The 23,369-nt window shown below is 65.5% G+C and carries 22 protein-coding genes and 1 pseudogene; 12 read left to right on the top strand and 11 right to left on the bottom strand.

What is annotated here, in order from left to right:
• Positions 1–175 precede the first annotated feature (175 nt).
• The 3 genes from OWC48_RS39785 to eno form a co-directional block, all read right to left on the bottom strand.
• Positions 176–1,171, bottom strand: a complete 996-nt coding sequence (locus OWC48_RS39785) for an MBL fold metallo-hydrolase (protein WP_282524898.1) — start codon at positions 1,169–1,171, stop codon at positions 176–178.
• A 111-nt stretch (positions 1,172–1,282) separates the two neighbouring features.
• Positions 1,283–2,422, bottom strand: coding sequence for a zinc-binding dehydrogenase (locus OWC48_RS39790; protein WP_282524899.1), 1,140 nt, complete (start codon positions 2,420–2,422; stop codon positions 1,283–1,285).
• 34 nt (positions 2,423–2,456) lie between these two features.
• Positions 2,457–3,740 (bottom strand): phosphopyruvate hydratase, encoded by a 1,284-nt coding sequence (gene eno, locus OWC48_RS39795; RefSeq protein WP_028149603.1) that lies wholly within the window; start codon positions 3,738–3,740, stop codon positions 2,457–2,459.
• Between the two features lie 174 nt (positions 3,741–3,914).
• Here eno and OWC48_RS39800 point away from each other — a divergent pair.
• The 3 genes and pseudogenes from OWC48_RS39800 to OWC48_RS39810 all read left to right on the top strand — a co-directional run bounded on the left by OWC48_RS39800 (position 3,915) and on the right by OWC48_RS39810 (position 6,316).
• Positions 3,915–4,892, top strand: a pseudogene (locus OWC48_RS39800) (SMP-30/gluconolactonase/LRE family protein).
• Positions 4,893–5,025: 133 nt separating this feature from the next.
• Positions 5,026–5,502 (top strand): preQ(1) synthase, encoded by a 477-nt coding sequence (queF, locus tag OWC48_RS39805; RefSeq protein ID WP_282524900.1) that lies wholly within the window; start codon positions 5,026–5,028, stop codon positions 5,500–5,502.
• Between the two features lie 16 nt (positions 5,503–5,518).
• Positions 5,519–6,316 (top strand): substrate-binding domain-containing protein, encoded by a 798-nt coding sequence (locus OWC48_RS39810; RefSeq protein WP_282524901.1) that lies wholly within the window; start codon positions 5,519–5,521, stop codon positions 6,314–6,316.
• Between the two features lie 199 nt (positions 6,317–6,515).
• On the opposite strand, the gene OWC48_RS39815 is transcribed toward OWC48_RS39810, so the two are convergent.
• The 3 genes from OWC48_RS39815 to OWC48_RS39825 form a co-directional block, all read right to left on the bottom strand.
• The gene (locus OWC48_RS39815) at positions 6,516–7,727 is read right to left on the bottom strand and encodes an MFS transporter (RefSeq protein WP_282524902.1); all 1,212 of its coding nucleotides are present in this window, start codon (positions 7,725–7,727) and stop codon (positions 6,516–6,518) included.
• A complete protein-coding gene (kdsA, locus tag OWC48_RS39820) occupies positions 7,727–8,578 on the bottom strand; it encodes a 3-deoxy-8-phosphooctulonate synthase (protein WP_282524903.1) in 852 nt (283 codons plus the stop codon). Before kdsA ends, OWC48_RS39815 begins: the two co-directional genes overlap by 1 nt.
• Positions 8,579–8,706: 128 nt before the next feature.
• Positions 8,707–9,033 (bottom strand): NIPSNAP family protein, encoded by a 327-nt coding sequence (locus OWC48_RS39825; RefSeq protein WP_282524904.1) that lies wholly within the window; start codon positions 9,031–9,033, stop codon positions 8,707–8,709.
• Positions 9,034–9,216: 183 nt separating this feature from the next.
• On the opposite strand from OWC48_RS39825, the gene OWC48_RS39830 reads away from it, so the two are divergent.
• The 3 genes from OWC48_RS39830 (at position 9,217) to OWC48_RS39840 (ending at position 12,036) form a co-directional block, all read left to right on the top strand.
• The gene (locus tag OWC48_RS39830; protein WP_282524905.1) at positions 9,217–9,891 is read left to right on the top strand and encodes a response regulator transcription factor; all 675 of its coding nucleotides are present in this window, start codon (positions 9,217–9,219) and stop codon (positions 9,889–9,891) included.
• Complete coding sequence (locus OWC48_RS39835; protein WP_282524906.1) at positions 9,888–11,264, top strand: HAMP domain-containing sensor histidine kinase; 1,377 nt, start codon at positions 9,888–9,890, stop codon at positions 11,262–11,264. The genes OWC48_RS39830 and OWC48_RS39835 overlap by 4 nt, the downstream gene beginning before the upstream one ends.
• Positions 11,265–11,373: 109 nt before the next feature.
• Positions 11,374–12,036 (top strand): class I SAM-dependent methyltransferase, encoded by a 663-nt coding sequence (locus OWC48_RS39840; protein WP_282524907.1) that lies wholly within the window; start codon positions 11,374–11,376, stop codon positions 12,034–12,036.
• A gap of 4 nt (positions 12,037–12,040) precedes the next feature.
• Here the strand turns inward: OWC48_RS39840 and OWC48_RS39845 are convergent, their stop codons facing one another.
• The 3 genes from OWC48_RS39845 to tpiA form a co-directional block, all read right to left on the bottom strand.
• On the bottom strand, positions 12,041–13,672 hold the full coding sequence (locus OWC48_RS39845; protein ID WP_282524908.1) for a CTP synthase: 1,632 nt from the start codon (positions 13,670–13,672) through the stop codon (positions 12,041–12,043).
• A gap of 166 nt (positions 13,673–13,838) precedes the next feature.
• Complete coding sequence (secG, locus tag OWC48_RS39850; protein ID WP_282524909.1) at positions 13,839–14,225, bottom strand: preprotein translocase subunit SecG; 387 nt, start codon at positions 14,223–14,225, stop codon at positions 13,839–13,841.
• A 140-nt stretch (positions 14,226–14,365) separates the two neighbouring features.
• Positions 14,366–15,115: a triose-phosphate isomerase gene (gene tpiA, locus OWC48_RS39855; RefSeq protein ID WP_282524910.1), complete on the bottom strand. Its 750-nt coding sequence runs from the start codon at positions 15,113–15,115 to the stop codon at positions 14,366–14,368.
• A gap of 231 nt (positions 15,116–15,346) precedes the next feature.
• Between tpiA and OWC48_RS39860 the strand changes: the two genes are divergently transcribed.
• The 4 genes from OWC48_RS39860 to moaC are packed head-to-tail and all read left to right on the top strand — an operon-like array spanning position 15,347 to position 19,622.
• Complete coding sequence (locus OWC48_RS39860; protein ID WP_282524911.1) at positions 15,347–17,245, top strand: SurA N-terminal domain-containing protein; 1,899 nt, start codon at positions 15,347–15,349, stop codon at positions 17,243–17,245.
• A gap of 14 nt (positions 17,246–17,259) precedes the next feature.
• Entirely contained in the window at positions 17,260–18,273 is a 1,014-nt protein-coding gene (gene trpD, locus OWC48_RS39865) for an anthranilate phosphoribosyltransferase (RefSeq protein ID WP_166341966.1), read from the top strand.
• A 7-nt stretch (positions 18,274–18,280) separates the two neighbouring features.
• On the top strand, positions 18,281–19,102 hold the full coding sequence (gene trpC, locus OWC48_RS39870; protein WP_282524912.1) for an indole-3-glycerol phosphate synthase TrpC: 822 nt from the start codon (positions 18,281–18,283) through the stop codon (positions 19,100–19,102).
• 1 nt (position 19,103) lies between these two features.
• Complete coding sequence (gene moaC, locus OWC48_RS39875) at positions 19,104–19,622, top strand: cyclic pyranopterin monophosphate synthase MoaC (protein ID WP_282524913.1); 519 nt, start codon at positions 19,104–19,106, stop codon at positions 19,620–19,622.
• A 12-nt stretch (positions 19,623–19,634) separates the two neighbouring features.
• Here moaC and OWC48_RS39880 read toward each other — a convergent pair whose 3' ends face one another.
• A complete protein-coding gene (locus OWC48_RS39880; RefSeq protein WP_282524914.1) occupies positions 19,635–20,228 on the bottom strand; it encodes a CGNR zinc finger domain-containing protein in 594 nt (197 codons plus the stop codon).
• A 139-nt stretch (positions 20,229–20,367) separates the two neighbouring features.
• Here OWC48_RS39880 and OWC48_RS39885 point away from each other — a divergent pair, with 139 nt between their 5' ends.
• The gene (locus OWC48_RS39885; protein WP_282524915.1) at positions 20,368–21,783 is read left to right on the top strand and encodes an amidase; all 1,416 of its coding nucleotides are present in this window, start codon (positions 20,368–20,370) and stop codon (positions 21,781–21,783) included.
• Positions 21,780–23,036: an MFS transporter gene (locus tag OWC48_RS39890; RefSeq protein ID WP_282524916.1), complete on the top strand. Its 1,257-nt coding sequence runs from the start codon at positions 21,780–21,782 to the stop codon at positions 23,034–23,036. Before OWC48_RS39885 ends, OWC48_RS39890 begins: the two co-directional genes overlap by 4 nt.
• Here the strand turns inward: OWC48_RS39890 and OWC48_RS39895 are convergent.
• Positions 23,017–23,181: a Flp family type IVb pilin gene (locus tag OWC48_RS39895; protein WP_248877797.1), complete on the bottom strand. Its 165-nt coding sequence runs from the start codon at positions 23,179–23,181 to the stop codon at positions 23,017–23,019. The two genes, OWC48_RS39890 and OWC48_RS39895, sit on opposite strands and share 20 nt — an antisense overlap.
• Between the last annotated feature and the right edge of the window lie 188 nt (positions 23,182–23,369).

Raw genomic sequence — 23,369 nt, forward strand, 5'->3', positions numbered from 1 at the left:
GGCTTGAGCGGAAGTTCCGGGCGGCACTTAAGCGATCCCGACCGATGGATGCAAGTGCATGAACCGGTCCCATTTGGAAACGCTGAGTTTCTCGAAAGCAGATGGTCGCCACGATCCAAAAACAATCAGGCCGCCCGAGGGCGGCCTGATGTTTCTCGCACACCCCTAGCCCTATTCAGATCGTCGGATTCCACGCCGACGGGATCAGGCGGTATTTCGCGCCATCCTTCTCGACATGCCCCACCGAGGGGAAGGTGAAGTGGAATCCGATCACGGTCGCTTTCTCGGCTACTACCATGTCGTAGAATTTGTGGCGGGTGGCCTGCGCCAGTGCCGGATCGTTGTCGAACGCCACGTGCCAATCCGGATTGCGCAGGAAGAACTCCGGAATGTTGGTGACGTCAGACTGGATCAGCACCTTCTTGTCGCCAGAGGCCACCGCGAACGAGGTATGACCCGGCGTATGGCCGGGCGTCGCGATCGAGGTGATGCCCGGCGCGACCTCCTTGCCCCACTCGTATTTCGTGACCTTGGATTCGAGCCCGGCAAAGGTCTTCTTCACGTTGGCGAAGTAGTTCTTCGTCATGTCGTTCGGAGCCTTGGCCGCGTTCTCGTCGCTCGCCCAGAACTCCCAATCCTTCCCCGGCACCATGATCTCCGCATTCGGGAAGGCCAGCGCGCCGTCGGCGAGACGAATGCCATTGGTGTGATCGGGATGGAGATGCGACAGCAGCACGACGTCGATGCTCTTGGGGTCGACGCCGGCGGCGGCGAGGTTCTGCAACGTGCGGCCGACCGCGCCCTTGCTCGGCTCTAGATTGGCAACGCCGTTGCCGGTGTCGATCAGGACCAGCTTCGAGCCGGTGTTGATAAGCTGCGGATTGAACGGCACCGTGACCATGCCCTTCGGCATGTAAGCCGCCTCGCCCGCGGCCAGCGCTTCCTCCTTCGGCAGGTTGACGACGAACTTGTCCGGCATCGGGAAGGTGCGCGCGCCGTCGTTGATCGAGGTGCACTCGTAGCTGCCGACCTTGTAGCGATAGAAGCCCGGCGCCTGCGCCCCGCTTTGCGGCACCGAGGCACTGGCAGTGGTCGGTCCAAGTCCGGTTACGGCCGCCGCGCCAATAGCCGCCGCGCCCGCGAGCAGGTCGCGGCGATTCAGATCAGTCATGGAAGTGTCCCCTTCTATGCTTTGCGGTTGCCCCGCTTTCAATTGCGGCGCGAATGTTCCCGCGCTTCGCTCAGAAGGCAAGTCCTTCTTTGGATGGTGTGCCGCGGCACATCACGAAGATTTATTCGGGTTGATGAGGAATTTTTCGCCGGTGGCCCGTTTGGCGTAGACCGCGATGTTGGCGGGATCGAGCGCCTCCTGAAGCGACACCACCTTGGTGTAGTGGCTGGCGAAGGTCGTCTTCAGTTCGTCGACGACGCGCTGGCGCAGCCTGGCTCCGTCCGCCTGCCCGATCTTCATCAGGAACGGAAACAGCAACCAGCCGCCGACGCCCCAGGCCATGCCGAAGCCGCGCGGCAGCTCGATCGGGCGGATATCGAGCGCGCCGTAGACGTAGACCTGCTTGTGCACGTTGGAGCCGTAGCGGCTGTATTCCTTGGCGGTCTTGTTGATCGCGGCTTCCATGCAGTTGAGGATGTCGCCGGCCAGCTTGCCGCCGCCGATGGCATCGAAGGCGATGGTGGCGCCGGTCTCGACCAGCGCATTGGTGAGATCGCCGAGGAAGCTCGGTGCGGTGGAATCGACGACGTATTTGGCGCCGATCTTGTGCAGGATGTCGGCCTGCTCCTTGCTGCGCACGATGTTGACCAGCGGAATGCCGTCCTTGATGCAGATCTTGTTCAGCATCTGGCCGAGATTGGAGGCGGCCGCGGTGTGCACCAGCGCCTTGTGCCCCTCGCGCCGCATGGTCTCGGTCATGCCGAGCGCCGTGAGCGGATTGACGAAGCAGGAGGCGCCTTCGGCCGGCGTGGTGCCCGCCGGCAGCGGCAGGCACTCGCGCACTTTCAGCGTGCGGTACTGCGCGTACATCGCGCCGCCGATCACGGCGACGGTCTTGCCCATCAACGCTTTCGCGGCATCGGACGAGCCGGTCCTGATGACGACGCCCGCGCCTTCGTTACCGACCGGCATGGATTCGTCGAGCCGGCCAGCCATCGCCCGCATCGCGCCCTCCGGCACCTTCGCGGTGATGACGGGAGCGTCCTTGGTGCCGGACGCCTTCGCCGTGCTCATATCGGCCGCGCCGACGAGGAGGCCGAGGTCGGACGGGTTGATCGGCGCTGCCTCGACGCGGACGACGACCTCGTCCGCGGCGGGCTCGGGAGTCGGCACGTCGACGAGCGAGATTTCCAGTTCACCGCTCGTCTTGATCAGCGAACGCAGTTGCAGTCCGGTCTTGCCGTCGCTCATGTCGATCCTCCCCTGTCCTAGCTGGAGCGCCGGCTTATGCCAGCGCCTTCAATGCCGCCTTGCCGCCGTAGAGCGCCTGCTTGCCGAGCTGTTGCTCGATGCGCAGGAGCTGATTGTATTTGGCGGTGCGGTCGGAACGCGCAAGGGAGCCGGTCTTGATCTGCCCGCAATTGGTGGCGACCGCGAGGTCGGCGATGGTGGAATCCTCGGTCTCGCCGGAGCGGTGCGACATCACCGAGGTATAGCCGGCCTTGTGCGCCATCTCGACGGCCGCGAGCGTCTCGGTCAGCGTGCCGATCTGGTTGACCTTGATCAGGATCGAATTGGCGCGACCGGCCTTGATGCCTTCGGCCAGGCGCTTGACGTTGGTGACGAAGAGATCGTCGCCGACCAGCTGGCACTTCTTGCCGATGAGGTCGGTGAGCTCCTTCCAGCCGTCCATGTCGTCTTCCGACATGCCGTCCTCGATGGTCACGATCGGATAGCGCGACACCAGGTCTGCGAGGTACTTGGCCTGCTCGGAGATCGAGCGGGTCTTGCCCTCGCCTTCGTAGACGTACTTGCCGTCCTTGAAGAACTCGGTCGAGGCACAGTCGAGGCCGATCACGATGTCGGTGCCGGCCTTGTAGCCGGCCTTGCCGATCGCGTTCATGACGAATTCGAGCGCGGCGTCCGCCGACGGCAGGTTCGGGGCGAAACCGCCCTCGTCGCCGACATTGGTGTTGTGGCCGGCCTTCTTCAGCTCGGACTTCAGGGTGTGGAAGACCTCCGCGCCGTAGCGCAGGCCCTCGGCAAAGGACGACGCGCCCACGGGGAGGATCATGAACTCCTGGAAGTCGATCGGATTGTCGGCATGCACGCCGCCATTGATGATGTTCATCATCGGCACCGGCAAGAGACGCGCCGAGGTGCCGCCGACGTAACGATAGAGCGGCATGTCGAGCGAGTTCGCGGCTGCCTTGGCGCAGGCGAGCGAGACGCCGAGGATGGCATTGGCGCCCAGCCGGCTCTTGTTCGGTGTGCCGTCGAGATCGATCATGATCTGGTCGATCTGGGCCTGCTGCTCCACATCGAGGCCGCTCAGGGCCTCGAAGATCTCGCCATTGACGGCGCCGACCGCCTTGGTGACGCCTTTGCCGAGATAGCGGGCCTTGTCGCCATCGCGCAGTTCCACCGCCTCATGGGCGCCGGTGGAGGCACCGGACGGCACCGCGGCACGGCCGAGCGCACCATCTTCCAGCACGACGTCGACCTCGACGGTGGGATTGCCACGGCTGTCGAGAATTTCGCGGCCGATGATGTCGATGATGGCGGTCATGATGTGCACTTCCGTTCGTTAGGGCTGATCGGTGCCGGGGGTCTTACACGGGCCGCAAGCAAATGTGAACGCTTGGACGGCGTGCTTCGACTGACGCGTGAGCGGGCTCGGACTATCCTTGAAGTCGCCTGCTCTGCGCGTCCAACCTCAATCTGAAACAGTCGGGGTAACGCCATGAACCGCCGCCAGTTTCTTGCCTCGAGCGCCGCCCTCCTCGCCGTCCGCCCAAGTTTTGCGCAGGAAGGCCCGTTCCGGGCAAAATACTTCCCCATCAGCGCCGGCATCGGCCTGCACGACCTCGCGCCCGCTCGCGACGGCACGGTCTGGTTCACGGCGCAGGGCAAGGGCATGCTGGGCAGGCTCGACCCCCGGGATGGCAGTTTCAAGACAGTCAGCCTCGGCCAGGGCGCCGCACCGCACGGCGTGACGATCGGCCCCGACGGTGCCCCCTGGATCACCGAGGGCGGCCAGAACGCGATCGCCCGGGTCGATCCCGGCGATCTCAAGGTCACGCTATTCCGCCTGCCCGAAAAATTCGCCTACGCCAATCTCAACACCGGCGTGTTCGACAAGGACGGTACCTACTGGTTCACCGGCCAGTCCGGCTATTACGGTCGGCTCAAGCCGGGATCGGGCGAGATGGACGTGTTCAGGGCACCCAGGGGTGTTGGCCCCTACGGCATCGCCGTGACGCCCAAGGGCGAGGTCTGATACGCCTCGCTGGCCGGCAGCCATATCGCGAAGATTGATCTTGCGACCGGCAATGCCGCCATTGTCGAGCCGCCGACGCCGAGCCAGGGGTCGCGGCGGGTCTGGTCAGATTCGCAAAGCCGGATCTGGGTCAGCGAGTGGAACAGCGGTCACGTCTCGGTGCACGATCCCGCCAACAGCTCCTGGAAAACCTGGAAGCTGCCGGGCGATCGCCCCCGTACCTATGCCGTCTATGTCGACGACAGGGACAAGGTCTGGCTCACCGATTTCTCCGCCAATGCCATTGTCCGCTTCGATCCCACGACCGAGCGGTTCAACGTTTTCGCCAGCGACAAGGCCAATGCCAATGTGCGCCAGCTCGACGGCCGCCCGGGCGAGCTCTGGGGCTGCGAGTCCGGCAACGACCGGATCGTCGTGATCCAGACGATCGCGGCTGGTTGACGACGGCGACATTTGCGTCCATCCCGACACCCTCTGGAGCGCGATCTTATCGCGCTCCGGTTTTTTAGTTGAGCATGATCTTTCGGAAAACCGGTGCCCACTTTGCGCTAACGCGGCCCTCCGGATCCGGATCATGCTCGAACAGGATGTGACGACGATGGCGAAAAAATCCCTCCAGCTCGGGCGCGCGGTCGAATGGCCGCACACACCGGAAGAAGCCCAACTCGACCGCGTGCCCAATCCGCAAAACGGCACGGACTATCTGGTGCGCTTCACCGTGCCGGAATTCACCTCGCTCTGCCCGGTCACGGGACAACCGGATTTCGCGCATCTGATGATCGATTACGCCCCCGGCCCGTGGCTGCTGGAGTCGAAGTCGCTCAAGCTCTACATCGCGAGCTTCCGCAATCACGGCGCATTCCACGAGGATTGCACCGTCATGATCGGCAAGCGCATCGCAAGCGAGATCAAGCCGAAGTTCTTGCGCATCGGCGGCTACTGGTATCCGCGCGGTGGCATCCCGATCGACGTGTTCTGGCAGACCGGCCGCGTGCCGAAGGGATTGTGGGTGCCGGAGCAAGGCGTCGCACCGTATCGCGGACGGGGTTAGTTGGAGACGAATGACGATGACATCGATATCAGCAACATTCCGCAACATTGCCTTCGGCGTTCTAACCGTCCTGTGGCTGACCGGCGCGGCCGAAGCTGCCGAGGTCCATGTGATGATCTCGGGCGGATTGACGGCTGCCTACAAGGCGCTCGTGCCGGAATTCGAGAAGGCCACCGGCAACAAAGTGCTAACGGAATATGGGCCGTCGATGGGGACGACCACCAATGCGATCCCGGTCCGGCTGGAGCGCGGCGAACCCGCCGACGTCCTGATCATGGTGGGCTATGCCCTCGCCGACCTCGCCGGCAAGGGCAAGGTCGAGGCCGGCAGCCAGGTCGATCTCACCAGATCGCCGATCGGCGTTGCCGTGAAATCGGGTGCGCCGAAGCCGGATATCGGCTCGGTGGAGGCGGTCAAGCGCGCGCTGCTGGCGGCCAAGACGATCGCCTATTCCGATAGCGCCAGCGGCGTCTACGTCTCGACCGAGATGTTCGACAAGCTCGGCATCGCCGACGTCATGAAGGACAAGGCACGCAAGATTCCCGCAACACCCGTCGGCGAGATCGTCGCGCACGGCGAGGCCGAGCTCGGCTTCCAGCAGATCAGCGAGCTGAAGCCCGTGAAGGGCATCGACATCGTCGGACCGCTACCGAACGAATTGCAGAAGATCACGATCTTCTCGGCCGGGATCGCGGCCGGTTCGAAGGAGCCCGAGGCCGGCCGTGCCTTGATCCAGTTCCTCGCCTCACCCGCAGCCAGCGAAGCGATCATCGCGAGCGGCATGGAGCCGATCGCGGCTGGTGGAGCGAAATAGCGCAGCGCTCCGCTGGACCGGCTCAACCAGGTGAGTTCGGTGCGCGCGTTACGTCACCGCCCCTCACCTTGCTGATGAAGCCGTCGACCTCCGACGTCAGCGAGGTCGACTGGCGCGACAGGTTGGCGGCGGCCTTCAGCACGCCGGACGCGGCGCGGCCGGTCTCGTTCGCCGCTGACGACAGGGTTCGATACTCCCGTCAGACCCGCGCGTCCGAGGGTGCCCGCGGCTTGAGCAGCCGGGCACAGACGAGGCCCAGCACCACCATGATCGCAGCGCTCGCGAGCAGGGTCGGCACCTTGCCGCCGTGCTGGAGGCCAAGGCCATAGGCGATCGGGCCAACGGTCTGCCCCATGAAGAAGAAGAACGAATGCAGCGACATCGCCGTTGCCCGCGCCCCGATCGACAGCTCGCTGGCAAACACCTGCAGGCAGCCGTGGATCATGTAGAAACCCCAGCCCATCGCCAGCATGCTGGCGAATTGCAGCTTCCATCCGGGACCGAAGGCGAGCACGCCGAGTTGCAGTCCGACGAGGCCCGCGCCCGCAATCATCATGCCCTTGACGCCGAGCCACGGCAGGAAGCGTGAGACCGTGAAAGTGTAGAACAGTCCGCCGATCGCAAAGCCCGCGATCACGATGCCCGCGATCGACGGCGACTTCTCGCCGAGATCGAACAGCAGCGCGGCGATGAACGGAAACAGGCCGAATACGCAGCAGCCCTCGACGAAGACCGCCGAATAGCAGTAGCGCGTGTTGGGGTTGGCGAAGATGGTCCGGTAGCCCTGCCGCAAGGCCTTCAGATCGGTCTTCGGCTGCGCCGTCAGCGCGGCACCGCGAAAGCCCGCGGCCACCGCAACGGCCGCGATCAGGCCGAGCGCGCCAAGCATCATGAGCACACCGCGCCAGCCGATGAGTTCACCGATGATGCCGGAGGCGGTCGCACCGAGCAGATTGCCCGTCATCGATCCCGCAAGCGTGCGGCCGATCGCGACCTGCCGCTTGGCGGGCGCTACGAGGTCGGCGGTCAGGCCGAGAGCGACCGGAAACACGCCACCGGAGGCGATCCCGGCGAGGATGCGGCTCGCGAACAGGCCCGAGAAGGTGGTCGCGACCGCGCCAAGAATGCAGGAAACGCCAAGCAGCGCCAGGCACAGTGTCATCAACCGCGCCTTGCCGAACAGATCGGCAGCCGCTCCGATCACCGGCTGAACCAGCGCGTAGATCAAGGCATAGCCGGCCGCGATGCTGGCGGCCGTCGTAATACTGATCGAAAAATCCTCAGCGACATGCGGCAGGACGGGATCGAGCGCACGCGTGGACAACGCCGCCGAGAAGCTCGCGAGCGCGATGATATTGATCGCGGGCGGAAACTTCTGGTCGGACGACGGCCCGATCGCAGGCTGGGACATCAGCGCGTTGTGCTTTTCGTCACCGCGTCGAATGCCATCAGCGTGCGGATCAGTCCTTCGAAATCGCGCAGCGGCACCATGTTGGGCCCGTCCGAGGGCGCGCGATCAGGGTCGGGATGGGTCTCGATGAAGACGCCGGCAACGCCGACCGCGACGGCGGCGCGCGCCAGCACCGGCACGAACTCACGCTCGCCGCCCGAGGACGTCCCCTTCCCGCCCGGCTGCTGCACTGAATGGGTGGCGTCGAAGATCACGGGCGCGCCGGTGGTGCGCGCCAGGATCGGCAGCGCGCGCATGTCAGAGACCAGCGTGTTGTAGCCGAACGAGGCGCCGCGCTCGGTGACGAGCACATTGGGATTGTTTGCGGTCGTGATCTTGGTCACGACATTGGCCATGTCCCAGGGCGCGAGGAATTGCCCCTTCTTGACGTTGACGACCTTGCCCGTCGCGGCGGCCGCCAGCAGCAGATCAGTCTGCCGGCACAGGAAGGCCGGGATCTGGAGGATGTCCACGGCTTGCGCCACCTCGGCGCACTGCGCGGCGTCATGCACGTCGGTCAGGACCGGCAAGCCAAGGGAGGCGCGGATCTCGGCGAAGATCGGCAGCGACTGTGCGAGCCCGAGACCGCGTGCTGCGGACGCGCTGGTGCGGTTGGCCTTGTCGAACGAGGTCTTGTAGACGAGGCCGATCTTCAGCCGCGCGGCGATCTCCTTCAGCGCGGAGGCCACCTCCAGCGCATGCTGGCGGCTTTCGAGCTGGCAGGGTCCTGCAATGATCGAGATCGGCAGATCATTGCCGAACTTGACCGTGCCAATGGTGACGACCGGCGCTGCTGAATTCGAAGAGCTCAAGGCAAATTCCCTCGTTTCGCCGCGACCATAGCGGCGATGAGGGGCGGATCAACCCCATCCGGCCCGGGCCGTTCGAATATCAGGGTTGCGCCAAGGTTCCTCGAAAGGCTCCCTGTGCCGGGAATGCCCTACTTCACCGACGAGAAGGCGGTCGGCGTCAGGATCTGGCTGACGATGTTGCCGACGATCTGGCCGTCGGCTTCCGACTTGGCCCGCGCCTCCATCCAGTCCGGATCGGTCATGAAGCTGCCCCACTTCTTCTCGCGCTCGGCGAGCGACTCCCACGCCAGGAAATAGGTCAGCTCCTGGTTGGAGTCGCCGATCAGCGTGGTGAAGAACCCGGCCTGGCGGATGCCGTGCTTCTCCCAGAGCTTCAGGGTTACCGTCTCGAACCGCTTCAAGAGCGCCGGCAGGCGGCCGGGCACGCAACGGTAGATGCGCATTTCATAGATCATTCCTGTTCCTCCCTGATGACGTCGGGCGTTATAGCGGCTGGCCGTGACGGTGTCTCCGGCCCTGCCCGATGCGGCCCGCGGCGTCTGGCGCATGGCTGCCGGCCCCGATCGCACCCGGTTCCCGCAATGCTGCCGCAATGATACTGCCGCTACAATGCTTAGGTTGAGGCTCAGGTGCGGATCATGCGGATTTTGCTCGTCGAGGATGAAGCGGAGATGGCCGGAGCGCTGGCCTCGGCGCTCAAGCGGTACGACATGATCGTCGATCACGTGCCAACGCTCGCCGAGGCGGAAGAGGCGATTTCCGCCGACGTGCACGCCGCCGTGCTGCTCGATCGCCAGCTGCCCGACGGCGACGGTCTTGCCCTGATTCCGAAACTGAGAGCGCGCGCCGACGGTGTGCCGATCATCGTGTTGACGGCGCGCGGCGAGCTCGCCGATCGCGTCGCCGGGCTCGACCGCGGGGCGGATGATTATCTGGCCAAACCATTCGCGGTGGAGGAACTGCTGGCGCGCCTGCGCGCGGTGTTGCGCCGGCCCGCCGGGCTTCAGCCCGACATCATTCGCGCCGGCCGCCTCGCCTTCGACTTCGGCCATCGCGAGGCGAGCGTCGACGGGACTCCGCTCGAACTGCCGCGGCGGGAGCTCCTTGTGCTGGAAGCCCTGGTCCGCCGCATGGGCCGGACCGTGCTGCGATCGGCGCTGGAGGAAGCGGTCTACAGTTTCGACGACGAAATCCAGTCGAACGCCCTCGACACGCATGTCTCGCGGCTGCGCCGCAAGCTTGCCGAAGCCGACGCGCACGTGGAGATCCACGGCATCCGCGGCGTCGGCTATCTCCTGAAGAAACTGCCGTGAGCAGGCACGCCGACCCATATTGCCTGCGCTCTCGGCTGAGCTGGCGCCTGCTTTCGCTCCAGGCCGCGCTGTTCGTCGCTTTGGTCGTCGTCATCATCGGCGCGCTGTGCGCTACGGGCTTCGTGCTGGTCCAACGGGACGAAGATCGCGTGATCGACGTCGTACAGAGCGCGCTCGCGCGCGACGCAGCGGGCGGCCTGGCGCTGCGGCCGACGGCTGAGCTGAAAGCGTTGCGCGAGGAGACCCCCGACCTCTGGCTGCTGGTTCGCGACAGGCAGGGGCATTCGCTCAGTGAAGGCTCCGTGCCGGCTGAATTCGCCGGGATCGGCGGCGCCCTCGACCAGATCAGCCAGGCGCGGCTCGGCTGGCAGCTCTTCGAGGACGACCCACGCAAGCCGGCGGCGCGGTTGAAGCGCATCGACACGGCCGCTGGCAACGTGCAGGTCATCACGGCGACGCAGGGGAAACTCAGCGGCGCCAAGGCGGTGTTCACGACGTCGCTCGTGTTGCTGGGCATCGCGCTCCCCGGCCTGCTGTTGATGGGGACCGCGACGTTCATCGCGACGCCGATGGTCGTGCAGCGCGCTTTCAGAGGATTGGACGCGACGGCAGACCAGGCCCGGCGGATCGATATCCATCAGCGCGGCGCGCGGCTGTCGGTGGAGCACATTCCGCTCGAAGTCGTGCCGCTCGTGGCCGCGGTCAATGACGCTCTGGCGCGGCTCGATCAGGGTTACGCCCGCCACAAGCGCTTCGTTGCCGACGCCGCACACGAGCTGCGTACGCCGATCGCGATCCTGAACACGCGGCTGGAATCGCTGCCGTCAGGACCGGACAAGACCCGCCTGATCGAGGATGCGGCGCGGCTCGCGACGCTTGCCGAGCAATTGCTGGATATCCAGCGGCTCGACCGTTGCGGGCATCCATTCGTGGCGGTCGACCTGGTCTCCGTCGCGCAAGGCGTTGCCGCCGACCTCGCACCGCTGGCGATCGCGGCTGGCTATGAGCTGTCCTTCGACGCACCGGCGGCGCGGATCGACGTGCTCGGCGACGCGGCCGCGCTCGAACGCGCGCTGACCAACCTCGTGCAGAATGCCATCCAGCACGGCCCTCGCCGCGGCACGATCGTCATTCGCGTCAGCCGCCCCGCCAGCATCGAAGTCACCGACGAGGGCGCGGGCATTCCGCCCGATCAGCGCGAGCTGATCTTCGAGCCGTTCTACCGGCTCACGCCGCTCGATCGCGGCGCAGGCCTCGGCCTCAACATGGTGCACGAGATCATGCTCCTGCATGGCGGTCACGTTTCGGTCCTGGACGGACCGAACGGCGGTGCGTGCTTCAGGATGACGCTGCCACCCCTGCAACAGGGCTGATTCAATTCGTCTCTGCGTCTCAAGCGCAATGCTGTCGCAATGCGCTCAGGCGACTCTTCGACCGCCTCACCTCTGATTTGCGAGGCGCAATCGAAATGCCGGAGTGCGCATGCCCAATGATTTCCTCTCATTCTTCCTGTCCTGGATGTCGGCCCCGCGGCGGGTCGGCGCGATCGCGCCCTCGGGCGCTGCCCTAGCCGATCTCATCACCCGCGAGATCACCGCAACGACCGGCCCGATCCTCGAGCTCGGCCCCGGCACCGGCGCTTTCACCTACAAGCTCCTGAAACGCGGCGTGCGCCAGCAGGATCTCACGCTGATCGAATACGGTTCGGACTTCACGAAGCTCCTGCAAATACGTTTTCCTGGCGCGCGCGTGTTGTGGATGGATGCAGGGCGGCTCACGACGGAGCGGCTCTATGACGGCGCGCCGGTCGGCGCCGTGGTCAGCGGCCTGCCGCTGCTCAATATGTCGACGCGCAAGGTCGTCTCCATCATCGGCGGTGCGTTCCGTCACGTCCGCCCGGGAGGCGCGTTCTATCAGTTCACCTACGGGATGAGCTGCCCGGTGCCGCGGCCAGTGCTCGACCGGCTGGGTTTGCGCGCAAAGCTGGTGGATCGCGCCTTGCTGAACGTGCCGCCGGCCGCCGTCTACAAGCTGACGCGACGGCCGCAGATGAAGATCGTCACAGAATCGTTTGCGCCTGATGCTTCAATGCCGGTCGCGCCGGCGCCGATGCACCTCGTGCGCGACTACACCGCCGCGCCCTGAGGCATCACACCAGCCGCGACTGCACCATCGCCGCCTGAATGAACGAGGCGAAGAGAGGATGAGGCTCAAACGGCCGCGACTTCAGCTCGGGGTGGAACTGGACGCCGATGAACCAGGGATGATCCTCGTACTCGACGATCTCCGGCAGCACGCCGTCGGGCGAGAGGCCGGAGAATTTCAGCCCGTGCTGCTCGAGGCGGTCCTTGTAGGCGGTGTTGACCTCGTAGCGGTGGCGGTGGCGCTCGGAAATCTCGGTCGCGCCGCCATAGACCTTCGAGACGCGGCTGCCGCGGTTGAGCGCCGCGGGATAGGCGCCGAGACGCATCGTGCCGCCGAGATCGCCGGCCTTGGAGCGCTTCTCGAGCTCGTTGCCGCGCAGCCATTCGGTCATCAGGCCGACCAGCGGCTCCTTGGTCGGGCCGAACTCGGTGGAGTTGGCGTCCTCGATGCCGACGAGGTTTCGCGCGGCTTCGATCACCGCCATCTGCATGCCGAAGCAGATGCCGAAATACGGCACATCGCGCTCGCGCGCGAACTGCGCCGCGCGGATCTTGCCTTCGGCGCCGCGCTGGCCGAAGCCACCGGGCACCAGAATGCCGTTGACATGCTCGAGGAACGGCGCCGGATCTTCCTTCTCGAAGATCTCGCTCTCGATCCAGTCGAGATTGACCTTCACCTTGTTGGCGATGCCGCCATGCGAGAGCGCCTCGATCAGCGACTTATACGCATCCTTCATGCCGGTATATTTGCCGACGATGGCGATGGTGACGTTGCCCTCGGGATTGCGGATGCGCTCGTTGATCTGCTGCCAGCTCTTGAGCTCCGGCGGGATTCGCGATCCGATGCCGAAGGCGGCGAGCACTTCGTCGTCGAGGCCCGCCACGTGGTAGGCTTCGGGCACCGCGTAGATGCTGTCGGCGTCGCGCGCCTCGATCACGGCGCTCTCGCGCACGTTGCAGAACAGGCCGAGCTTGCGCCGCTCTTCCTTCGGAATCTCGCGGTCGGTACGGCAGAGCAGTATGTCCGGCTGGATGCCGATCGAGCGCAGCTCCTTCACCGAGTGCTGCGTCGGCTTGGTCTTCAGTTCACCCGCGCTCGGGATGTAAGGCAGCAGCGTGAGGTGAATGTAGATGGCGTGATCGCGCGGCAGTTCGTTCTTGAGCTGGCGGATCGCCTCGAAGAACGGCAGCCCCTCGATGTCGCCGACGGTGCCGCCGATTTCGACCAGCACGAAGTCGTAATCGTCATTGCCGGAGAGGACGAATTCCTTGATGGCGTTGGTGACGTGCGGAACCACCTGGATGGTCGCGCCGAGATAATCGCCGCGGCGCTCCTTGGAGATGATGTCCTGGTAGATGCGCCCGGTGGTGATGTTGTCCTGCTTGGTCGCAGGCCGGCCGGTGAAGCGCTCGTAGTGACCGAGATCGAGATCGGTCTCCGCGCCGTCATCGGTCACGAACACTTCGCCGTGCTGATACGGCGACATCGTTCCGGGATCGAGGTTGAGATAGGGGTCGAGCTTGCGGAGGCGGACCTTGTAGCCCCGGGCTTGCAACAGGGCACCGAGTGCCGCTGAAGCCAGACCCTTGCCGAGCGAAGAAACCACGCCGCCGGTGATGAATATGTACCGCGCCATGGGACCTAACCTCTAATCCCTCGAATTCGATTCGCCAAAGCGATTCGTATTCCGCCCGAAATATTTCGCGGGCCTGTGGGTGAGCCAAAACTAAGAGTGGTGACAGTGTCTTGATGGGGATTATTGATGCAGGACGGTAGCGGCCGCCCTGCATGGCCCCCCTGCTTTATTGCGAGCGAGGCACCTGCGGGCCGGTCGGAGCCGGGGCCTGCTGCTGCTCGTCCGCCTTCTTCAGCGAATCCAGAATGCCGCCTGAGGTCGGCGGGGCGATCGGCGATCCGCCGGCCGGCTGCCCCTGCGACGCCGGTGCGCCGATGATCGACGAAGGTGCACGGCTGTAGCCGGCATGCCAGGACAGGAACAGGCTGGTGAGGAAGAAGCCCGCAGCCAGGATCGCGGTGGTCCGCGTCAAAAGGTTCGCGGTGCCCCGGCTCGACATGAAGCCCGCGCCGCCGCCCATGCCGAGGCCGCCGCCTTCCGACTTCTGGAGCAGGACGGCGCCGATCATGACGGCGACGATCATGAGGTGAATGACGATGACAACAGTCTGCATAGTGTCCTTCCGTCACAAGCCGACAGCGCCGAGACGGCGGCCGATCGCGCTTCGCGGGTTTTCCTGAAGTTGCGCGGTGTTACACGATCGGAAGAGGCATTGCCACCCCCCGATCGGCCACGGCCGCGCTTTGAACTTAGCTAGGGGCAGCCCTTCGCAATCGCAAGGAAATCGGCCGCTTTCAGGCTGGCGCCGCCGACCAGCGCGCCGTTGACGTTTTTCACGGACATCAGCTCGGCCGCGTTCGATGGCTTGACCGAGCCGCCATAGAGGATGCGCATCCTGGCCGCCCTGAACCGGGAGGTCAGGAGTTCCCGGATAAAGCTATGAATCTGCTCGACATCCTGGGCCGTCGGGGTCAGGCCGGTGCCGATCGCCCAGACCGGCTCATAGGCCACGACCAGGTTGGCGGCGGTCGAGCCGTCCGGCAGCGAGCCGTCGAGCTGGCCGCGCAGGATGTCCAGGGTCTGGCCGGCATCGCGCTGGCCTTGGGTCTCACCGATGCATACGATCGCCGTGATGCCGGCGCGCCAGGCGGCCTCGGCCTTCTGCCGGATCAGGGCATCGCCCTCGCCGTGGTCGGCGCGACGCTCGGAATGGCCGACGATGATGGCGGTCGCACCGGCATCGGCCAGCATTTCGGCAGCGATATCGCCGGTATGGGCGCCGGAGGCCTTGGGGTGGCAATCCTGTGCCCCCACTGCGACCTTGCTGCCGCGCGCCTTGTCGGCGAAGGCCGCGATCAGGGTCGCCGGCGGGCAGACCAGCAAATCGGCCTTGGCGGCCACATCTGCCGCGCCCTTGAGCATGGCGTCAAATTCGGCAGCCGAGCCCTTGAGGCCGTTCATTTTCCAGTTGCCGGCGATCAGCGGTCGGATGGCGTCGGTCATGTCAATTTCCAGCAAAATGAGGTTTGTGCATGCGCTAGCAGAGCTGTCGCGGCAGTTCCAGAGAGCTAAAGGGCTTTTAACCGCAGCGTCGAAGGACCGCGCCGCCCAAGGCCCGAGGTTGCGGGGGGAAAGCCGCCACTTTATGATGATTGATCAATTTGGTGACGCGCTTTTGCGGAATCTGCATTAAGACGCGCTCCCGTTCCCCTCCTGCCAAACAAGTTGGACCAAATGCTTCGAGGAATGCGCAAGGCCTCATCAAACTGGCTCGGCAAAACCATTATGGCCGTGGTGATGGGCGTGTTGATCATCAGTTTCGGCGTTTGGGGCATCGCCGACATCTTCAAAGGCTTCGGGCAGTCCACGGTGGCCAAGGTCGGCAGCACCGAGATTTCGTTGAACGAGTTCCGGCAGACCTATACTGACCGGCTGCAACAGATCAGCCGCCAGTTCGGCCGGCCGCTGACGCCTGACCAGGCGCGTGCCTTCGGCCTCGACCGCCAGGTGCTCCAGCAGACGATCGCGGAAGCCGCCCTCGACGAAGAAGCCCGCCGGCTCGGGCTCGGCCAGTCCGACGAGCAGATCCGCCAGGTCATCATGAACGACCCCAACTTCAAGGGCGTCGGCGGCGCCTTCGATCCGAACCGCTTCCAGGCCGTGATCCGCAATTTCGGCTATACCGAGCAGCGCTACGTCTCCGAGCAGCGCAAGGTGTCGCTGCGCCGGCAGATCACCGGCACGATCGGCGCCGGCCTCGAACCGCCGAAGGCCATGATCGACGTGCTGACGCGCTTCCAAAGCGAGCAGCGCGCGATCGAATTCGTCAGGCTCGACGCCGCGCAGGCCGGCACCATCGACGCTCCCTCGCCCGAAGCCCTCGCCGCCTATTTCGAGGATCACAAGGTCCAGTTCCGCGCGCCCGAATATCGCAAGATTTCCTTCGTGGTGGTCTCGCCGGAAGAGATCGGCAAGTGGAGCGAGGTCTCCGACGAGGACGCCAAGAAGGTGTTCGACCAGCGCAAGGACCGGCTCGGCACGCCGGAGAAGCGCCAGATCCATCAGATCGTATTCCCCAACGTCGCCGAGGCGCAGGCGGCACGCGAGCGTCTCGCCGGCGGGATGTCGTTCGAGGACCTCGGCAAGGAGCGCGGGCTGAGCAGCTCCGATGTCGACCTCGGGCTCGTGACCAAATCGTCGCTCGATCCCGCGGTCGGCGATGCCGCCTTCGCGCTTCCCGCAGGCGAGATCAGCCAGCCGATCCAGGGGCGTCTCGGCACGTCCATCGTGAAGGTCGACAAGATCGAACCGGGCAGTGAAGCGAACTACGCCAGCCTCGTCGGCGACATCAAGCGCGAGATCGCCACCGAGCGCGCCCGCGTCAAGGTCAGCGATCTCCGCGACAAGATGGAAGACGAGCGCGGCGGCGGCGCCAGCGTGATCGACGCGGCGCAGAAGCTCGGCCTCGCTGCCGTGACCATCGACGCTGTCGACCGCTCCGGCCGTGCCCCGAACGGCCAGTCCGTCACCAGCATCCCGCAGGGCCTCGACGTGGTGTCGCAGGCCTTCAATACCGATGTCGGCGTCGACAACGACGCAATCTCGTTCAAGGGCGGCTATGTCTGGTACGACGTGCTCGCCATCACGCCCTCGCGCGACCGCAATCTCGACGAGGTGCGCGACCAGGTCGAGGCGCGCTGGCGCCAGGACCAGATCGCCGCCAAGCTGAAGACCAAGGCGACCGAGATGGTGCAGAAGCTCGAACAGGGCGGCAAGCTCGCTGACGAGGCCGCCGCGATCAACGCCAAGGTCGAGACCGCCTCCGGCTTCAAGCGCGACGACTCGCCCGCCGGCGTGCCCGCCAACGTCGTTGCGGCCGCCTTCCGCACCGCCAAGGACGGGGTCGGACAGACCGCCGTAAGCGGCGGCAGCGAGGTGATCGTCTTCCGCGTCACCGACATCGTCGAACCCGCGGTCGACGCCGCGTCCGACGCGGTGAAGAAGCTGAAGGACAGCCTCGACCGCGCGCTGACCGACGAGCAGGTCGCCTCCTACGTCAACAAGCTTGAAACCGACATCGGGACCACCATTAATCAGGCCGCCTTCGCGCAGGTGACCGGCGCGAACCAGTGAGTTGAAAGCACGCGATGGACGACCTGAAATCGATCATTGGAAAAGTGGCGACCGGCGCCAGCCTGTCGCGTGACGAAGCGGCTTCCGCCTTCGACGCCATGATGTCCGGCGAGGCCACGCCGTCGCAGATGGGTGGCCTCCTGATGGCGCTGCGGGTGCGCGGCGAGACCGTGGACGAAATCACCGGCGCGGTCTCGGCGATGCGCTCCAAGATGCTCACAGTCGACGCGCCCGCGGACGCCGTCGACATCGTCGGCACCGGCGGTGACGGCTCCGGCTCGGTCAACGTCTCGACCTGCGCGTCCTTCATCGTCTCGGGCACCGGCCTGCCGGTGGCCAAGCACGGCAACCGTGCGCTGTCGTCGCGGTCGGGCGCCGCCGACGTGCTGGCGTCGCTCGGCGTGAAGATCGACCTCAGGCCCGAGCAGGTCGGCCGCTGTGTGCGCGAATGCGGCATCGGCTTCATGTTCGCACCTGCCCACCATCCGGCGATGAAGAACGTCGGCCCGACCCGGGTCGAGCTCGCGACACGCACGATCTTCAATCTGCTCGGCCCCTTGTCGAACCCGGCCGGCGTCAAGCGCCAGATGGTCGGCGTGTTCTCGCGGCAATGGGTGCAGCCGCTGGCGCAGGTGCTGAAAAACCTCGGCTCGGAATCCGCCTGGGTGGTGCACGGCTCCGACGGCCTCGACGAGATCACCCTCACCGGCCCGACCTTCGTCTCCGCGCTCCACAATGGCGAGATCCGGAATTTCGAGGTGACGCCGGAGGACGCCGGCCTGCCGCGCTGCGATCCCGGTGCGCTCAGGGGCGGCGACGCCGACGCCAATGCGATCGCCTTGCAGAGCGTGCTCGACGGCAAGCCGAGCCCCTATCGTGACGTCGCGCTGATCAACGCCGCCGCTGCGCTGGTCGTGGCCGGGCGCGCCAAGGACCTCAAGGAGGGCGTTGCGATCGGTGCGAAGTCGCTCGACAGCGGCGCGGCGAGCGCGCGGCTGAAGCATCTGATCGCGGTCTCGAACGGCTGAGCCTGACATGTCGGACATCCTGACCAAGATCGAAGCCTACAAGCGCGAAGAGATCGCAGCCGCCAAGCGCGCGCAGCCGCTCTCGGAAGTCGAGGCCAAGGCCAAGGCGCAAGGAGCCCCACGTGGCTTCGTGCGCGCGATCAAGGCCAAGCACACCAACGGCGACTACGCGCTGATTGCCGAGGTCAAGAAAGCCTCGCCGTCGAAGGGGCTGATCCGCGCCGATTTCGATCCGCCGCTGCTCGCCAGGGCCTATGAGGCTGGCGGTGCGGCCTGCCTGTCGGTGCTGACCGACACGCCCTCGTTCCAGGGCCATCTCGACTTCATGGTGGCGGCGCGCGCGGCGACGTCGCTCCCGGTGCTGCGCAAGGATTTCATGTTCGACACCTATCAGGTGATCGAAGCGCGCGCGCATGGCGCCGACTGCATCCTGATCATCATGGCCGCGCTCGACGATGCCACCGCCAAGGATCTCGAGGACGCCGCCCTCGCCTACGGCATGGACGTGCTGATCGAAATCCACGACCGCGCCGAGCTCGACCGAGCGCTGAAGCTGCGTTCGCCGATGATCGGCGTCAACAATCGCAATTTGCGCACCTTTGAGACCACGCTCGCGACCAGCGAGACGCTGGCGCCGCTGATCCCTGCGGAACGGCTGATGGTCGGCGAGAGCGGCATCTTCACGCCCGCCGATCTCGCCCGGCTCGAGCGCGTCGGCATGTCGACCTTCCTGGTCGGCGAGAGCCTGATGCGCCAGGCCGACGTGACCGCCGCCACCCGCACGCTGCTCGCGCGCGAGAACGCGCCGCGCGCGACGGGTACGCGCTGACATGGCGCGCAAGTCCGCCAAGACCAGGCAATCCAGGACGAAAGCCGGCCCTGCCCTCACCCATATCGGCGCCTCCGGCGAGGCGCGGATGGTGGACGTATCGGACAAGCCCGCGACCGAGCGGCTCGCTGTCGCCGAAGGCCACGTCATCATGACCAAGGCGACGCTTGATCTCATCGTCTCGGGCAACGCCAAGAAAGGCGACGTGCTCGGCACCGCGCGCATCGCCGGCATCATGGCGGCCAAGCGCACCTCGGAGCTGATCCCGCTCTGTCATCCCCTCGCGCTGTCGAAGGTCACGGTCGACATCGAGCCCGACGCGAAACTGCCAGGCTGCCTCGTCCGCGCCAGCGTGAAGGTGACGGGCCCGACCGGCGTCGAGATGGAGGCGCTCACGGCGGTGTCGGTCGCCTGCCTCACCATCTACGACATGATCAAGGCGGTCGAACGCGGCGTGCGCATCGAAGGCATCCATCTGGTCGAGAAGCTCGGCGGCAAGTCGGGGCACTACCGCGCCTGAGCGCCCCGTGATCTATTTCGCCTCGCGCTGCCGCTCGCGATAGGCACGCGTCTTCATCCGGTTGCCGCACAGCGTCGACATGCACCACCGCCGCGTCGATGGTTTCGACCGGTCGAAGAACACCCGGCGGCATTCCTCCGACGCGCACATCTTCAGCCGATCCAGCGCTCCCACAAGCGTTGCGTCATGAAGCTCGATCGCGATGGTCGAGAGGCCTGCGAGCGCATCCTCGCGCGCGGCCGACAGCATCGCGCCACGGCCTGCGCGCGCCTCCACCCGCAACGGAAACGGCGCGAGCGCCTCATTGAGAGTGCCGAGAACGCTCCTGTTCCGGGGCCGCTCGATGGGCTCACATTGCAGATAGGCGCGCAAGGCGCCGCGCAGTCTTAGCGCGGTCTCAAACATCGCGGGCGTAACACGCCCGCCCTCGGCGCCAAGGCCGCGTTCCCGCATCCAGTCCGCAAGTTCCTTCGGCCCGCCAAGCTCATCGCTCTCCGGATGCTCCACGCCGAAATGGGTGAAGTGGCGAACATCGAGCGTGTTGGCGAAATCGTAGACGTTCGCCAGCGTGTCGGGAACCTGGAATTTGCGTGACTCTTTCGACATCGGAACACCAAAGATTGGAACACCAGTAAAACAGATTTACTGGTTGACAGCAAGCGACACCTGTATCCTAATTATACTGGTGTCGAATCCTTCGGGATCGAGCACCCATTGCGATCACCAGACCGGAGACCACGCGCCGATGACCGACGCCCTGCACTATCTCGAACTCACCGCGCTCGCAGCACGCCTCAAGGCGCGCGACATCTCCGCGCTGGACGTGACGCGCGCGCAACTCGACCGTATCGACGCCATGGACCGGGATCTCGGCAGCTACGTTCATGTGATGGCGGAAACGGCCATCGCCGAGGCAAAAGCCGCGGACGCCGAAATCGCACAAGGCCGGTATCGGGGCCCGCTGCATGGCGTGCCGATTGCGCTCAAGGACCTGTTCTGGACCAAGGGCATTGCGACGGCGGCCGGCACCACGCTTCACCGCGACTTTCGTCCCCGCGCAGACGCAACCGTCGTGCGCCGGCTCAAGGACGCAGGTGCCGTGATACTCGGCAAGCTGCAACTCACCGAGGGCGCCTATTCCGATCACCATCCGTTGGTGACGCCGCCGAAGAATCCGTGGAATGCGAGTTACTGGCCGGGCATTTCGTCCAGTGGCTCGGCGGTCGCAACCGCTGCCGGGCTTTGCTTCGGCTCGCTCGGCTCCGACACCGGCGGCTCGATCCGCTGGCCCTCCGCCGCCAACGGTCTGACTGGATTGAAGCCGAGCTGGGGTCGCGTCAGCCGACACGGAGCGTTCGAGCTGGCCGCGACGCTCGACCATGTCGGACCGATCGGCCGCAGCGCGGCCGATGCGGGCGCGCTGCTCGGCGTCATTGCCGGACACGACCCCAACGACCCGACCTCGCTGTTCGATCCGTTGCCCGACTATCTGGCCGCGGCCACACAGGACGTGCGGGGCTTGCGGATCGGCGTCGATGCCGCCTGGAACAGCGACGACGTGGACGTTACGACACAGCACGTGCTGGCAGACGCCATCGATGCGTTCCGCGCGCTTGGCGCCGACATCGTCGATGTCGGATTTCCCGACGTAAAGCAGGCAATTGCCGACTGGACACCGAATTGCGCGGTGGAAGCTGCGGTCGCGCACGAGGCGACCTATCCTGCCCGCAAGAACGAGTATGGCCCGATGCTCGCCTCGCTGATCGAGGCCGGTCGCGCGCACTCCGCTCTCGATTATCAGAAGATCCTGCTGCGGCGGCTGGCTCTGCGCGGCCGCGTCACCGCGTTATTCGAGACCATTGACCTGCTGCTGATCCCGGTACACCCGTTCCCGCCGGTGACGCTCGCCATGATCCAGACGCTCGGCGAGCAGCCGGATCTGATCGCGAAGCTGCAGCGTTACACCTGCCCGTTCGACATGACCGGTCATCCCACGATCACGCTACCGGGTGGTGCATCGGCAGACGGACTGCCGATCGCGTTTCAGCTCGTCGCCGCTCATCTCGACGAGGCCATGCTCGTGCGCGCCGGCGCGGCGTTCCAGCGGGCCACGTCCTGGCATCGTCGCCATCCTTCCATCAGCTCGCGGAGGCAGCATTGACCATTCAATCCACGCTCGCTCAGCGCAGCATTTTCCATGGCTGGTTCGTCGTCGCGGCGGCATTTGCCGTCATGTTCGTCGGCTTCGGCTCCGCCTACACGTTCAGCGCATTTCTGGAGCCGCTCCAGCGCGATTTCGGCGCCTCGCGCGGTTCGATCTCGCTCGTGTTTTCGATTGCGGGCTTTCTGTACTTCGCGCTCGGGCTCGTCAGCGGTCCGCTCGCCGACCGGCTCGGCTCGCGTCCGCTGGCCATAGCCGGCATGATCCTGATCGCGGTCGGACTTGCGGCGGCGAGCGCGGCACGTTCCCTTGTCGAGGTCTATCTAGCCTACGGGCTGGGCGTCGGCCTCGGCCTCGGCTGCGCCTATGTTCCCGCGATCGGCGCGGTGCAACGCTGGTTCGTCAAGCGCCGCGGCTTCGCCTCCGGGCTCGCGGTGAGCGGCATCGGGCTCGGTACGCTGGCGATGCCGCCGCTCGCCTCATTGTTGATCGCATCGGTGGGCTGGCGCGGCGCCTATCTGGTGCTGGGCGTGATCGCACTGGCGCTGGGCGGCGGAGCGTCGCTGCTGATCGAGAACGATCCGAAGCACCGCGGCCTCGGACCCGACGGCGATCCGCCTCGCGAGGCCGCGGGCGCAAGCAATGCCGGCGGCGCTTCGGTGCGCGATGCTGTCCGGTCGACGCGGTTTGTCGCCCTCTACGTGTCGTGTCTGGTCTGCTCGTTCGGCGCCTTCGTCCCGTTCGTCCATCTCGTGCCTTACGCGCGCGACCACGGGGTCGCGGCGTCCTCTGCGGTGCTGCTGCTCGGCGTGATCGGGGCCGGCAGCACCGCAGGCCGCTTCTTTCTCGGCGCGCTCGCCGACCGGATGGGCCGCGATCGCTCGCTCATCATGGTCCTGGTCGGAATGGCGTTCGCGATGGCGATCTGGGCCGTCGCCGACGATGTTTGGACCCTCGCCGCTTTTGCCTTCGTCTACGGCGTGTTCTACGGCGGCTGGGTCGCGGTGCTGCCCGCTGTGGTCATGGACTATTTTGGCGGACGCAACGTCAGCGGCATCATCGGCATTCTCTACACCAGCGTGGCGTTCGGAACGCTGGTTGGCCCGAGCGCGGCCGGCTTCGCCTATGACGTCAACCACAGCTATACGTTGCCGATCCTGATCAGCGCCGCCGCGAACGTCGTCGCGGCGCTGATCGTGATGACGATACTGGCGCGCAGCGGAGCTCGCGCGATCAGCGCAGCGAAGAGCTGATCGACCCGAATTTGGCGTTGAGCTTGGAGCCCATGCCGTTCACGACGGAAATGATGGCCAGCGCGATGCCGGCGGCAATCAGGCCGTATTCGATCGCGGTTGCACCACGCTCGTCGGCGAGGAAGCTCTTCAAGGTGTTTGTCATCGTCCAGTCCTCTCTGTGTCGTTGGCAGGCATGTTCGCAAATCACGTGCCAATGCCGACGTGTGGATCGCCAACATCTTAGATGGTTAAGCCTTGGTTGACCGTGGCACGACCGGCAGGAATTGACCGGCATCGCGAGAGCTTCCGGCAATTCCTGCACGTCTTGCGTCGCGCGCATCGATTGCTTTT

It is taken from the genome of Bradyrhizobium sp. Arg816, from assembly GCF_029989365.1.
Lineage (GTDB): Bacteria > Pseudomonadota > Alphaproteobacteria > Rhizobiales > Xanthobacteraceae > Bradyrhizobium.

Bases quoted from the DNA above. Each gene is read 5' to 3' on its own strand.
- OWC48_RS39785 (WP_282524898.1), bottom strand. From the start codon at position 1,171: ATGACTGATCTGAATCGCCGCGACCTGCTCGCGGGCGCGGCGGCTATT.
- OWC48_RS39790 (WP_282524899.1), bottom strand. From the start codon at position 2,422: ATGAGCGACGGCAAGACCGGACTGCAACTGCGTTCGCTGATCAAGACG.
- eno (WP_028149603.1), bottom strand. From the start codon at position 3,740: ATGACCGCCATCATCGACATCATCGGCCGCGAAATTCTCGACAGCCGT.
- queF (WP_282524900.1), top strand. From the start codon at position 5,026: ATGCTCGAACAGGATGTGACGACGATGGCGAAAAAATCCCTCCAGCTC.
- OWC48_RS39810 (WP_282524901.1), top strand. From the start codon at position 5,519: ATGACATCGATATCAGCAACATTCCGCAACATTGCCTTCGGCGTTCTA.
- OWC48_RS39815 (WP_282524902.1), bottom strand. From the start codon at position 7,727: ATGTCCCAGCCTGCGATCGGGCCGTCGTCCGACCAGAAGTTTCCGCCC.
- OWC48_RS39825 (WP_282524904.1), bottom strand. From the start codon at position 9,033: ATGATCTATGAAATGCGCATCTACCGTTGCGTGCCCGGCCGCCTGCCG.
- OWC48_RS39830 (WP_282524905.1), top strand. From the start codon at position 9,217: ATGCGGATTTTGCTCGTCGAGGATGAAGCGGAGATGGCCGGAGCGCTG.
- OWC48_RS39840 (WP_282524907.1), top strand. From the start codon at position 11,374: ATGCCCAATGATTTCCTCTCATTCTTCCTGTCCTGGATGTCGGCCCCG.
- OWC48_RS39845 (WP_282524908.1), bottom strand. From the start codon at position 13,672: ATGGCGCGGTACATATTCATCACCGGCGGCGTGGTTTCTTCGCTCGGC.
- secG (WP_282524909.1), bottom strand. From the start codon at position 14,225: ATGCAGACTGTTGTCATCGTCATTCACCTCATGATCGTCGCCGTCATG.
- tpiA (WP_282524910.1), bottom strand. From the start codon at position 15,115: ATGACCGACGCCATCCGACCGCTGATCGCCGGCAACTGGAAAATGAAC.
- OWC48_RS39860 (WP_282524911.1), top strand. From the start codon at position 15,347: ATGCTTCGAGGAATGCGCAAGGCCTCATCAAACTGGCTCGGCAAAACC.
- trpD (WP_166341966.1), top strand. From the start codon at position 17,260: ATGGACGACCTGAAATCGATCATTGGAAAAGTGGCGACCGGCGCCAGC.
- trpC (WP_282524912.1), top strand. From the start codon at position 18,281: ATGTCGGACATCCTGACCAAGATCGAAGCCTACAAGCGCGAAGAGATC.
- moaC (WP_282524913.1), top strand. From the start codon at position 19,104: ATGGCGCGCAAGTCCGCCAAGACCAGGCAATCCAGGACGAAAGCCGGC.
- OWC48_RS39880 (WP_282524914.1), bottom strand. From the start codon at position 20,228: ATGTCGAAAGAGTCACGCAAATTCCAGGTTCCCGACACGCTGGCGAAC.
- OWC48_RS39885 (WP_282524915.1), top strand. From the start codon at position 20,368: ATGACCGACGCCCTGCACTATCTCGAACTCACCGCGCTCGCAGCACGC.
- OWC48_RS39895 (WP_248877797.1), bottom strand. From the start codon at position 23,181: ATGACAAACACCTTGAAGAGCTTCCTCGCCGACGAGCGTGGTGCAACC.